Origin of the sequence: Stenotrophomonas maltophilia (assembly GCF_001274595.1) — a bacterium.
GTDB lineage: Bacteria > Pseudomonadota > Gammaproteobacteria > Xanthomonadales > Xanthomonadaceae > Stenotrophomonas > Stenotrophomonas forensis.
The window spans coordinates 1,403,802-1,415,687 of sequence record NZ_CP011010.1 but is presented as its reverse complement, the minus strand read 5'-3'; the positions used below and the strand labels follow the sequence as shown (position 1 = coordinate 1,415,687).

Sequence of the window (11,886 nt, the reverse complement as noted above, 5' to 3'; positions counted from 1 at the left end):
CCCGGTGCGGGTGGATGCCCATGTTTCCTGACGCCGTACCCGCCCCCGACCTGCTGCACGCGCAGGCCTGCCTGATCGATGCCCTCTCGATGTCGCTGCAGATGCGCGACGCTTACACCCGCCACCATTGCGACCGTGTCGGCCTGCTCGCGCAGCGCCTGGCCGCGCACTGCGACCTCGACACCGAGGCCTGTGAACAGATCGGCCTGGCCGCCCGCTTCCACGACATCGGCAAGATCGGCATCCCCGACGACGTGCTGCTGGCCCCGCGCCGGCACACCGACGAAGAGCGCGCGATCATGCGTGAGCACCCGGTGCGCGGCGAGCATATCTTCCTGGCCACCGGGCGCAGCGATGCCGCACCGGTTGCACGGCTGATCCGTGCCCATCACGAAGCATTCGATGGCAGCGGCTATCCCGATGGTCTGCGTGGCGAGAGCATTCCGCTGGGTGCGCGCATCGTCACCATCGCCGATGCCTACGATGCGATGACCAGCGTGCGTCCCTATCGTGCCGCGATGGCGCGCGAGGCTGCGCTGGGCATCATCGAGAACCAGTCCGGTGGCCTGGTCGATCCTTACGTGCTGCAGCGCTTCCACCGCATGCTGGCGCAGGAGCCGGAGCTGGCGTAACTGCCTGCCGCCGGGTATCAACTGACGCGCCCGCCGACGCGCCGGTAGAGTCGACTGTTAGTCGACTGCCCTTCGTCCAGATCGCGAACATTCCGCGCTGCACGCGATAGTCGACCAACGGTCGACTCTACCAAGCGGGTTTCGTCGGGCCGGTTGGTCGACTGCCCTTCGTCCAGATCGCGAACATCCCGCGCTGCGCGCGATAGTCGACCAACGGTCGACTCTACCAAGCGGGTTCCATCGGACCGGTTGGTCGACTGCCCTTCGTCCAGATCGCGAACATCCCGCGCTGCGCGCGATAGTCGACCAACGGTCGACTCTACCAAGCGGGTTTCGTCGGGCCGGTTGGTCGACTGCCCTTCGTCCAGATCGAGAACATCCCGCGCTGCGCGCGATAGTCGACCAACGGTCGATTCTACCGATCCGGCGCCACCGGGCCGACAAACAAAAGGCCCGGCGTTCGCCGGGCCTTTCGCATCACGCATCACGTGCGATCGATTACCAGATCACCACGCGCTTGTCGTCGGCACGCACCATCGCGTCGCCGGCCTTGCACTGGAACGCGGCAGCGAAGGACGGCATGTTCGACGGCGCGCCATTGGCACGGAAGTTGGCCGGGGCGTGCGGGTCGGTGTTCAAACGCACGCGCAGTTCACCGTCGGTGAAGTTGCGGCGCCACACGGTGGCCCAGTTCATGAAGAAGCGCTGGTCCTGGCTGTGGCCATCGACTGCGACGTTCGCCTTCGGGTCTTCCTTCAGCGCCATCTGCAGCGCGTCGTAGGCCACGGTCAGGCCACCCAGGTCGCCGATGTTCTCGCCCAGGGTCAGCTTGCCCTTCACGAACACGCCCGGCACCGACTCATAGCCGTCGAACTGCGCGACCAGCTGGTCGGTACGCTGGGTGAAGGCCTTGCGATCGCCGTCGGTCCACCAGTTGTCGAAGTTGCCGTTGGCGGCGAACTGGCTGCCCGAGTCATCGTAGCCGTGCATCATCTCGTGACCGATGACCGCACCGATGCCGCCGTAGTTCAGCGCCGGATCGGCCTTGGCGTCGAAGAACGGCGCCTGCAGGATTGCCGCCGGGAACACGATCTCGTTCTTGGTGGCGTTGTAGTAGGCGTTGACCGTCTGCGGAGTCATGCCCCACTCGGTCTTGTCCACCGGCTTGCCGATCTTGTCCAGCATGTAGCGGTAGTTGAACGCACGCGCGGCCTGCATGTTGCCCAGGTAGCTGTCACCGTTAGTCTGCAGGCCGGCCCAGTCACGCCACTTGTCCGGGTAACCGATCTTGGGGGTGAAGCTGGCCCACTTTTCCAGCGCCTTCTTCTTGGTTTCCTCGCCCATCCACGGCAGCTGCTCCAGGCGCGCCTTCAGCGCTACCGAGAGATTCTCCACCAGGTGCTGCATGGCCACCTTCGACTCGGCCGGGAACACGGCGTCGACGTACAGCTGGCCCAGCGCTTCACCCATGCCGCCATTGACCGACTCCAGCACGCGCTTCCAGCGCGGCTGCATTTCCTTCTGGCCACGCAGGGTGGTGCCGTAGAAGTCGAAGTTGGCCTTCTCGAACGGGCTGCTCAGGTACGGCGAAGCATCATCGATGGTGTGAAAGCGCAGGTAGGCCTGCCAGGTACTGGCCGGCACGTCGGCCAGCATCTTGTCCATTTCACCGAAGAAACCCGGCTGGGCCAGCGAGAACTTCTGCGCGGCCGGTACCTTCAGGGTGTCGAACAGCGCGGTCCAGCTGAAGTTCGGCGTCAGCTTGTCGGCGGCGGCGGCGCTGAGCGGGTTGTAGCGCTTGGCCGGGTCACGCATTTCGATGCGCGACATCGAGGCCTTGGCCAGGCGGGTTTCGAAGGCCATCACGGCCTTGGCCTGCTCGGCCGCCTGCGCAGCATCCACGCCGGACAGGGTAAGCACCTGCGCGATGTAGGCCACGTAGGCGTCGCGGATCTTGGCCTGGGCGTCATCGAAGTAGTAGCCCTTCTCCGGCAAGCCCAGGCCGCCCTGGCCAACATAGGCGATGACGTTGGCCGAATCCTTGTAATCGGCGTTGGCAAACAGCGAGAACAGCACGCCCTTGCCCTCGGCCTGGCTGTCGCGCAGGTACTGGGTGATGGCGGCGGTGTCGTTCAGCGCGCCGATCTTGTCGAGCGTCGGCTGCAGCGGCGCCAGGCCGGCGGCTTCGATCTTCGCTTCGTCGTTGCCGGTCTTCCAGATGTCACCGATCTTGGCTTCCACCGAACCGGCCTTGGCCTGGCTGGCGGCGGCCTGCTGTACCAGCGTGTGCTGCACTTCCAGCGAGCGCTCGCGCAGGATCTCGAAGCTGCCCCAGGTGGTCTGGTCGCCCGGCACCGGGTTGGCCTTCAGCCACTTGCTGTTGACGAAGCCATTGAGGTCGGTACAGGCCGAAATGGCCGGGTCCAGATCGGCGCTGTTGAGCGAGATCAGCGGCGTCTTGATCTGCGACAGGTCGAAGGCCGGCTTGGCATCGGCAGTGGCGGCCGGGGCGGCTTCGTTCTTGCCACAGGCGGCCAGCGAGGCGGCGATGGCGATCGTCAGGCCCAGCGGGACCAGATTGCGGACGTTCATGAGGCTCTCCTGCGGGTAATCCCACAGGGTAGCCGGGGAGGCCGGCGAGACGGACCGGCCAAAGGTCACAGGGCCTACCCCTGTAGCGTCGAGCCATGCTCGACTGCTCTGCGCCTCTTGCCGCAGCGGTCATGAACGTGGAACGGAGAGCAGTCGAGCATGGCTCGACTCTACAAAAACGAAGGCCGGCTTGCGCCGGCCTTCTGCCTTATTTCGCCTTGCCCTGGTTGGCCACGGCTTCAGCGGCCTTGCGTGCCGCTTCCGGGTCGCCCAGGTAGCGGAACGACTGCACGGTCAGGTCGTCGTTCAGTTCGAACAGCAGCGGGATGCCGGTCGGAATGTTCAGCTCGAGGATTTCATCGCGCGAGACGTTGTTGAGGTACTTGTACAGCGCGCGCAGCGAGTTGCCGTGGGCGGTGACCAGCACGGTCTTGCCGTCCTTCAGTTGCGGCGCGATGGCGTCGTGCCAGTACGGCAGCACGCGGTCCAGCGTGGTCGCCAGCGATTCGGTGCCCGGCAGCGCGTTGCGGTCCAGGCCGGCGTAGCGGCGGTCATGGATCGGGTGGCCCGGATCTTCCAGCTCCATCGGCGGCGGCGGGATGTCGTACGAACGACGCCACACCTTGACCTGCTCCTCGCCATGCTTGGCCGCAGTCTCGGCCTTGTCCAGGCCCTGCAGGCCGCCGTAATGGCGCTCATTGAGGCGCCAGGACTTGTTCACCGGCAGCCAGTCCTGCTCCAGCTCGGCCAGCGCCCCCTGCAGGGTGTGGATGGCACGCTTGAGCACGGAGGTGTGGGCGACGTCGAACTGCAGGCCTTCCTCGCGCATCAGGCGGCCGGCGGCGGCCGCTTCCCGGCGCCCCTGCTCGGTGAGGTCGACATCGACCCAGCCGGTGAAGCGGTTGTCCAGGTTCCACTGGCTCTGGCCATGGCGCAACAGTACGAGTTTACGGGTCACTGCAGGGTCTCCAACGCGAGGAAAGGCAGGCCGCCATTGTAGCCCCGGCCGCTGCTCACCGGGCTGTGGCGCCGCGCATGCGATGCTGTGGCCGATGAATACGATGATCGACCCCGGGCGCTGGGAAGGCAGCGTCAGCGCCGCCCGCGCGCAGCAGCTGCAGCTGGCCGGACGCGTGGAGCGCCAGGACCGCCTGCCCCGCCACGTGCGCTGGCTGGCCGGGCTGGATGTCGGCTTCGAGGAGGACGGCGCCATCACCCGCGCCGCTGCGGTATTGCTGGACGCAACGATGCTACGGCCTGTCGCGCAGGAGATCGCGCGCATTCCCACGGTGATGCCCTACATCCCCGGCCTGCTCAGTTTCCGCGAACTGCCCGCGTTGTTGGCGGCGTTGGCCTTGCTGCCGCGCACACCCGACCTGGTGTTCGTCGATGGCCACGGCATCAGCCATCCGCGCCGGTTGGGCATCGCCGCGCACCTGGGCGTGGTCACCGACCTGCCAAGCATCGGCGTGGCCAAGTCGAAACTGGTGGGCCGCTTTGAGGAACCGGCACCGGAACCCGGCGCGCATACGCCGCTGCTGGACGGTGACGAACAGCTCGGTTGGGTACTGCGCAGCAAGGTGCGTTGCAAGCCGTTGTTCGTGGCCGGCGGCCATCGGGTCAGCGCGGATACCGCGCTGGACTGGGTGCAGCGCACGCTGCGGGGCTACCGCCTGCCTGAGCCGACCCGGCTGGCGGATCGGCTGGCCTCGCGCCGGGACGAATGACCGCGGCGGGCATTCCCGGCGCGGCCTTCGATTTCGATCAACGATGCACGTGGCCGCGATGACCCTGCGCATCCTCGCCGTGGTCCTGGCCCTCATGGCCCTCGTGCTCGCCGCCCTTGGCCGGCGCCGGCTCGCCACAGGCTTCGCCGCAGTGGTCCGCCTCGATCTGCAGCGTCACATGCTCGATGCCGAAGTCATCGTGCAGGCGGCCACCCAGTTCACGGCGCAGCACATCGGCATCGGTGCCGTCGCGCATCACGATGTGCGCGGTCAGTGCCGGCGTGCTGGAAGCCAGCGCCCACACGTGCAGGTCATGCACGTCCAGCACGGCCGCGTGGCCGGACAGGCTGTCGCGCACCTTGGCCACGTCCATGCCCTTGGGCACGCCTTCCAGCAGCACGTTGATCGCCTCGCGCATCAGCACGTAGGTGCGCGGCAGTACCCACAGGCCGATCAGCACGGCCAGGATCGGGTCGATCGGCTTCCAGCCGGTCCACTTGATCAACAACGCGCCGGCGATCACCGCCACCGAGCCCAGCATGTCCGCCCACACTTCCAGGTAGGCGCCCTTCACGTTGAGGCTCTCGCCGCTGCCGGCCTGCAGCAGGCGCATTGAGATCAGGTTGATGATGAGGCCCGCGGCGGCGATCACCAGCATGCCGGAGGAAGCGATCTCCTGCGGCTCGCGGAAACGTCCCACCGCCTCCCACAGAATGTAGGCGGCGACCACGAACAGCATCGCGCCGTTGATCATCGCGCCCAGCGCTTCCAGGCGTGCATAGCCGTAGGTGCGCCGTGCATCCGGCGGGCGCCGGCTCAGTCGCACCGCCACCAGCGCGATCATCAGCGCCAGTGCGTCGGTGGCCATGTGCGCGGCATCGGACAGCAGCGCCAGGCTGTTGGTCCAGAACGCGCCCACCACTTCGACGACGAGGAAGGTGGAGGTCAGGCCGAGCGCCCACCACAGGGGCTTCTCGTGGCGGATCTGGGATGGCAGGTGATCGTGGTCGTGGCCCATGGCAACAGCTCCTTTGCGATGGACGCAGGCTACGCGTGCGTGCGTGGGGAAACTATCACGGTGTTTATAACATTGCAGGCCACGCGGTCCCTCACCGGGCCGGGCCCGGCGCTACCGGAGCCCGTCCGGTGGCGCCAGGCCCGCCCCGGCGATCACAGCGGAGTGAAGTCCGCGTCCGATCAGAAGCCGAAGCGCAGGCTGGCCCAGTACGCGCGACCCGGCTCGTTGTAGGTCGCCGCACCGGCATCGCTGCTGTTGGCCTCGCGGAACAGGCGCTTGTCGGCCAGGTTGTTCACACCGAAGCCGAAGCTGACCGTCTCGGTCACCCTGTAGCGCGCGCTCACGCCCCAGATGTTGTACGCCCCGCGATCCTGCAGCGCGAGCGACGGATCGCAGGTGCCGGTGCAGCGCGGATCATTGTTGATGTTGGTGGTGGCCGGCTTCTGCTTGCCATAGAAGGTACCGGTCAGCAGCAGCGACAGCTTGTCGGTGGCCTGCCAGTCCAGCATGGTGTTGATCGTGTACTTGGGGATCACCGACAGCGGCTGGCGCGTGGTCTTGTTCTCGTTCTCCACCATGTAGGTGAAGTTGTTGCTCCACTTCAGGCGGTTGCCCTGCTCGCCCAGCAGCGGGATCACCAGGTTTCCTTCCAGCCCCTGCACGATCGCCTTCGGCGCGTTCTCCCAGCGGAAGATGCGGCCCCTGCCATCGTCGGTCAGGCCGATCTGGTCGTAGCCGGCCTGGATCTTGTCCTTGTAGTCGTTGTGGAAGTAGGTCAGCGACGCCTGCCAGCCACTCTGCGGCGCCCACTCCACACCCAGTTCCTTGTTCACGCTGGTTTCCGCCTTCAGGTCCGCGTTGCCGCGCATGTAGCAGCCGGCACCCAGGCTCGGCAACGCATTCGGGCAACCATTGCCGCGGGTGTAGTACAGGTAGTCCGGATTCGACTGGTACAGGTTCGGTGCCTTGAAGGCGCGCGCGATGCCGCCCTTCACCACCCAGTCGCTGTTGATGCGGAACTGCGCGTTGAGGCTGGGGCTGGTGTTGTTGCCGAACTGGCTGTGGTGGTCGAAGCGCAGGCCCGGGGTGACGATCCAGCGCTCGCCCAGGTAGATGTTGTCTTCCACGAACACCGCAGTGGTCTGGGCATCGGCCTTGCCGCGTGCACGGTCGGCCGACAGGCCGGGGAGACCGCCACCGCTGCTGCTGGACTGGCTCATCGAGTACGGATCGGTCAGGCGGCTGTCCAGGTATTCAAAGCCCAGCGTCCAGATGTTCTCGGCGCCGCCCAGCGTGGTCGGGAAGCTCACTTCGCCATCCAGCTGGTAGTTGCGCAGGCGCGAGGTCGACCAGTCGGTGCCGTTGAAGCTGCCTTCCGGGCCACCGGCCAGGCCTTCATTGATGCGCGAGTTGTTGACGGCCTCGACCGCGGCCGTGAGCCGCGAGGTCACGTCGCCCCAGCGGCCACGATGGGTGATCGCACCGGTGTTGCGGTACATGCGGTTGGTTTCCGCCTTGCCGTCGGCCAGCGCGGCCAGATCGACACCGGTCGAGGTGCCGGTGGTGCTGACGGCGCGGTCGCCGGCATAGATGTTGCCCTGGCGGCTGGTGCCGGCTTCGAACTCGACCACCTGGTCGGCGGTGAGGTCCCAGCGCAGCAGCGCGTTGATGTCACGGTTCTTGACGCCTTCGCGGCCAGCCGGCGGTACGGCATTCGGGTTGGTCGCGTACTGGCGGTTGAGGTCCAGCGAATCGGCGTCGGTCTTGTTGAGGTTGCCGTACAGGCGGAACGACAGGGTGTCGGTCATCGGGCCGCTCAGCTGCAGGCCGACGCGCTCGCTGCCGCCTTCGGCGCTGTGCTCGGGCACCAGGCCATACAGGTCAACCGCGCCGGTCAGGTCGCCGGTCGGGCGCTTGGTGATGATGTTGACCACGCCGCCGGAAGCGCCGGAACCGTAGCGGGCTGCCGCCGGTCCGCGCAGCACTTCGATGCGCTCGATCATCTCCGCGGGGACCCAATTGGTGTCGCCGCGCGTGTTGCGCTCGCCGCTGCGGCCCATGCGCACCGCATCGCGTGCGCCGATGCGCTTGCCGTCAACCAGGATCAGGGTGTTTTCCGGGCCCATGCCGCGCAGGTCGATCTGGCGGTTGTTGCCGTACTGGCCGGAAGCACTGTTGCCGGTCAGGTTGACGCCCGGCATGGTGCGCAGCAGTTCGGCGATGTCGTTGGCCGGCGGGCGCTTGGCGATGTCCTCGGCGGTGATGGTCGAGGTGCCCAACGCCTGCCGCGCGATCTGCGAGGCGGTGACGTGCACCGTGTCGATATCGGTTGCGTCGGTTTCGGCCTGGGCGGTCAGGGCGCTGCCCGCCAGCAGGGCGGCAACGGCGAGCGCCAGCGGGCGCGGCGAAAGGACAACGGCTGGGGACATGATCTGGACCTTCTGGCAGGGCAACGGGGCCTCTGGCAAAGGGCTTGAGGCAACGACGAGGGGGGAGGCGGAGCGTCGCTGCAGTCGCCTGCGGCCCGTTCCGTGCGCGCATTCTCCCATTAATGCGATTGATTCTCAAATGCGTTCACTCATTGCAGCAGCAGGCGCGATGTGCTTTGCGCACCGGGCAAGCCTGCATCGCGCTTAAACTGGCCGGCTCACCCGCCATCAACCGCACGCCACCACGGCCGATACCGGTGGTTTGCCGTACGCAGCCAGAGATCGACGTGGAATCACCCCAATTGGACGATGCCAGCCAGCCGTTGGCCGAGGCGTGGCAGCATTGCCTGCAACAGGCCGGCCCGGCCGCCACCGCGCTGTTGCGCGCCGCTGCCACCGATGCCCCGCCCGCGCTGGCCCAGCACTTCTACGAAGTGCTGCTGCAGGATGCACGGGCACGCCGTTTCCTGTCCCATGAGCAGGTCAAGCAGCGCCTGCAACCGGCCATGCAGCGCTGGCTGGTGCAGTTGCTGACCACCGATGCCGCCGGCATCGCCACCACCGTCGCCTCGCAACGGGTGATCGGCGATGTGCACGCGCGGGTCGGCATTCCCGTCGACCTGGTGACCCGTGGCGCGCGCGTGCTCAAGCACGAGCTGTTCGTGCGCCTGCGCGACACCGCGCCCGACAGTGCCACCGCCTTCGCCGCCATCGACTGCCTCAGCGCGATCATGGACATCGCCATGGAAGGCATGACCCTGGCCTACACCCATGCGCGCGAACGCTCCACCCGTGCCGATGCGGCCTACCGGTTGTTCTCGCTGGTGCAGAACGTCAGCACCGAGCGCGAGCGCCAGCGCGCCCTGCTGCTGGATTGGGAGAACGCCCTGCTGTACGCCCTGGCCGGCCACGTGCAGGGCAGCGACAGTGCCAGCCTGGCCAGCTCCGAGTTCGGCCTGTGGTTCACCCACAAGGGCATCCCCAGCTTCGGTGAAAGCAGCGAGACCCAGCAGGTCGGGCAGTTGATGGCGCGTATCGACGACAACCTGCAGCGCGCGAACAGCGATGCTGCACAACGCCTGGCGGTGCTGCCTGTCATCCGCGAAGACCTGGCGGCCATCCGCACGCTGATGACGCTGTTGTTCGAGCGCATCGGCGAACTGGATGCCGGCAGCGACGCCCTGACCAACCTGCTCAACCGCCGTTTCCTGCCGACGGTACTGCGCAGGGAGATCGAGCTGGCCACGCGCAACCACACGCCGTTCTCGCTGCTGCTGCTGGATCTGGATCACTTCAAGGCCATCAACGACGGCCACGGCCATGATGCCGGCGACCGCGCGTTGCAGCACGTGGCGGGCCTGCTCGGCCAGCTCACCCGCGGCAGCGATTATCTGTTCCGCTATGGCGGCGAAGAATTCGTGGTGGTGCTGGTCGCGGCCAGCGAATCGCAGGCCGAAGTGATTGCCGAAAGCCTGCGCCGGCAGATCGCACAGTCGCCGGTGGCCCTGGCCAATGGACAGGTACTGGCACTGACCGCCAGCATCGGCGTGGCCGGCCATGACGGCCACCCGGATTACGAGCGGCTGATGGCGCGCGCCGACGCCGCGATGTACGAGGCCAAGCGCAGCGGCCGCAACCGCGTGGTGGTGGCCAGCGAGGCGCTGCAGGAGGCGCCGGGGCGGCGCGCATTGCAGCGGTAGCGTCAACGCCGGACGGGCGTGTCGCTCCGCAGGGGCATGCCGCGGTATGCCCCACATCCCCACCACAGCAGCGCCAGCACTGCGATGCCCGCCCCCAGCTGGCACACCGCGGCCCAGCCATGCCGGGCCTGTACCCAGGGCCCGGCCGCCGCACCGATGCCGCTGCCCACCGCGTAGAACAGCATGTACAGCGCCACCAGGCGCCCATGCTGTTCAGCCGGCGCGCGCAGCAGCAAGGCCTGGTTCGACACGTGCAGTGCCTGCCCACCGAGGTCGAGCACAACCACGCCCAGCAGCAGCAAGGACACCGACTGTTGAAGCCCCAGCAGCGGCCACCAGGCAAGCAGCATCAACACCAGCGCACCGAGGCTGACCCGATGGGCGAAGCCACGGTCCATCCAGTGCCCCACCCGCGCCGCCATCAGCGCGCCGAGCACACCCGCCAGGCCAAGGGCACCGATGGCGGCGGTCGACCAGTTCAACGGCGGTGCCGACAGTGGCAGCGGTGCCGCTGCCCAGAACACATTGAGGCCGGCAAACAGCAGCAGCGCCAGCGGACCACGCTCGCGCAGCGTTCGATCCCGCCGCAGCATGCCCAGCATCGAGCGCAGCAGCGCAGACCAGCGCGGCGGTATCGCCGGCACCGGAACCGCCGGCAGCCGCCGCCACAGCACCCCTGCCAGGGCTGCCATCACCAGCGCTGAAAGCAGATAGACCGCCCGCCAGCCAGCGCCGGCCGCCACCACGCCCGATAGCACGCGCGCCAGCAGCAGGCCGATGAACACTCCCCCCTGCACCACACCTACGCTGCGACCGCGCTGCTCGGGCGGCGACAGCGTGGCGGTATAGGCGATCAACCCCTGGGTCAGCGCCGTGCCCAGCAGCCCGGCCAGCAGCATGCCCGACAGCAGCCACACTGCGCTGCGTGCCGCCGCCAGCCACACCAACGCCACCACCAGTGCCATCAGCTGCAACCGCAGCAGCCGGCGCCGGTCACCGCGGTCAGCCAGTGGAAGCAGTCCGAGCAGCGCCAGCACGCTGCCAGCCTGGGTAGCGGCCAGTACCGTGCCCGCCACCGCGCGATCCAGCGCGAACACCTGTGCCAGCTGGTCCAGCAGAGGCTGGGCGTAATAGACGTTGGCGACGCTGGCGCCTGCGGCAACGGCCAGCAGGACCAGCAGCGGTCGGGGAATGGATGCGGCCATTGGGATGTGGTTGCAAATTGAAACTGGATGCAGGCTAGCGGCATTGGTTTTAAACTGCAACCACATTTGGAGGCGCCCGCCATGCACGCTGACAGCCCCTGCCCCGTCGCCCGCGGCGCCGACCTGCTCGGTGATCGTTGGGCCCTGCTGGTGATCCGCGATGCCTTCGACGGCGTCAGTCGCTTCGGCGACTTCCAGCGCAGCCTCGGCGCGGCGCGCAACATCCTCAGCGATCGCCTGCGCAGGCTGGTCGAGGCCGGCATTCTGCAGCTGCAGCCGGCCTCCGATGGTTCGGCCTACCAGGAATATGTGCTCACCGCCGCCGGCCTGGAGCTGTTCCCGCTGCTGGTAGCGCTGCGCCAATGGAGTGAACGCCATCGCTTCGGCGCTGGCGAAGCCCACTCTTCCTTGATCCAGCGTGACAACGGTTCAGCCGTTCCCTACATGCAACCGCTGGACAACAACAGACAGCCGCTGCCCGCGCACGCCACTGTAGTACGCAAGCTGTAGACCGCCGCATCCCCCGGATGGGGGACTCGACAGGGCCACCGGCGTCAAATAGCATTCAATCGCAATTGCACAC

General features: G+C 67.3%; 9 protein-coding genes. 4 read left to right on the top strand and 5 right to left on the bottom strand.

Annotation, left to right across the window (positions count from 1 at the left end):
* The first annotated feature begins 14 nt into the window (after window positions 1-14).
* Window positions 15-632, top strand: coding sequence for an HD-GYP domain-containing protein (locus tag VN11_RS06545; RefSeq protein ID WP_053449172.1), 618 nt, complete (start codon window positions 15-17; stop codon window positions 630-632).
* Window positions 633-1,130: 498 nt separating this feature from the next.
* On the opposite strand, the gene VN11_RS06540 is transcribed toward VN11_RS06545, so the two are convergent.
* Window positions 1,131-3,224 (bottom strand): M13 family metallopeptidase, encoded by a 2,094-nt coding sequence (locus tag VN11_RS06540; protein WP_053449171.1) that lies wholly within the window; start codon window positions 3,222-3,224, stop codon window positions 1,131-1,133.
* 208 nt (window positions 3,225-3,432) lie between these two features.
* Window positions 3,433-4,182 carry a 2,3-diphosphoglycerate-dependent phosphoglycerate mutase gene (gene gpmA / locus VN11_RS06535; protein WP_053449170.1) on the bottom strand — a complete coding sequence of 250 codons (750 nt, stop codon included), beginning with the start codon at window positions 4,180-4,182 and terminating at the stop codon, window positions 3,433-3,435.
* A gap of 94 nt (window positions 4,183-4,276) precedes the next feature.
* Here gpmA and nfi point away from each other — a divergent pair, with 94 nt between their 5' ends.
* Entirely contained in the window at window positions 4,277-4,951 is a 675-nt protein-coding gene (gene nfi / locus VN11_RS06530) for a deoxyribonuclease V (protein ID WP_053451266.1), read from the top strand.
* Window positions 4,952-4,988: 37 nt separating this feature from the next.
* Here nfi and VN11_RS06525 read toward each other — a convergent pair whose 3' ends face one another.
* Together VN11_RS06525 and VN11_RS06520 are read right to left on the bottom strand one after the other, a co-directional pair.
* Window positions 4,989-5,969 (bottom strand): cation diffusion facilitator family transporter, encoded by a 981-nt coding sequence (locus tag VN11_RS06525; protein WP_053449169.1) that lies wholly within the window; start codon window positions 5,967-5,969, stop codon window positions 4,989-4,991.
* Window positions 5,970-6,148: 179 nt separating this feature from the next.
* Window positions 6,149-8,398 carry a TonB-dependent siderophore receptor gene (locus VN11_RS06520; protein WP_053451265.1) on the bottom strand — a complete coding sequence of 750 codons (2,250 nt, stop codon included), beginning with the start codon at window positions 8,396-8,398 and terminating at the stop codon, window positions 6,149-6,151.
* Window positions 8,399-8,685: 287 nt separating this feature from the next.
* Here VN11_RS06520 and VN11_RS06515 point away from each other — a divergent pair, with 287 nt between their 5' ends.
* Entirely contained in the window at window positions 8,686-10,098 is a 1,413-nt protein-coding gene (locus VN11_RS06515) for a GGDEF domain-containing protein (protein WP_053449168.1), read from the top strand.
* 2 nt (window positions 10,099-10,100) lie between these two features.
* Here the strand turns inward: VN11_RS06515 and VN11_RS06510 are convergent, their stop codons facing one another.
* Window positions 10,101-11,303, bottom strand: a complete 1,203-nt coding sequence (locus tag VN11_RS06510) for an MFS transporter (protein ID WP_053449167.1) — start codon at window positions 11,301-11,303, stop codon at window positions 10,101-10,103.
* An 81-nt stretch (window positions 11,304-11,384) separates the two neighbouring features.
* Between VN11_RS06510 and VN11_RS06505 the strand changes: the two genes are divergently transcribed.
* Window positions 11,385-11,813: a winged helix-turn-helix transcriptional regulator gene (locus tag VN11_RS06505; RefSeq protein ID WP_053449166.1), complete on the top strand. Its 429-nt coding sequence runs from the start codon at window positions 11,385-11,387 to the stop codon at window positions 11,811-11,813.
* The last annotated feature ends 73 nt before the right edge of the window (window positions 11,814-11,886 follow it).

What these genes read in the sequence shown, in the direction of transcription:
- VN11_RS06545 (WP_053449172.1), top strand. Translation starts at nt 15, where the DNA reads ATGCCCATGTTTCCTGACGCCGTACCCGCCCCCGACCTGCTGCACGCG.
- VN11_RS06540 (WP_053449171.1), bottom strand. Translation starts at nt 3,224, where the DNA reads ATGAACGTCCGCAATCTGGTCCCGCTGGGCCTGACGATCGCCATCGCC.
- nfi (WP_053451266.1), top strand. Translation starts at nt 4,277, where the DNA reads ATGAATACGATGATCGACCCCGGGCGCTGGGAAGGCAGCGTCAGCGCC.
- VN11_RS06525 (WP_053449169.1), bottom strand. Translation starts at nt 5,969, where the DNA reads ATGGGCCACGACCACGATCACCTGCCATCCCAGATCCGCCACGAGAAG.
- VN11_RS06520 (WP_053451265.1), bottom strand. Translation starts at nt 8,398, where the DNA reads ATGTCCCCAGCCGTTGTCCTTTCGCCGCGCCCGCTGGCGCTCGCCGTT.
- VN11_RS06510 (WP_053449167.1), bottom strand. Translation starts at nt 11,303, where the DNA reads ATGGCCGCATCCATTCCCCGACCGCTGCTGGTCCTGCTGGCCGTTGCC.
- VN11_RS06505 (WP_053449166.1), top strand. Translation starts at nt 11,385, where the DNA reads ATGCACGCTGACAGCCCCTGCCCCGTCGCCCGCGGCGCCGACCTGCTC.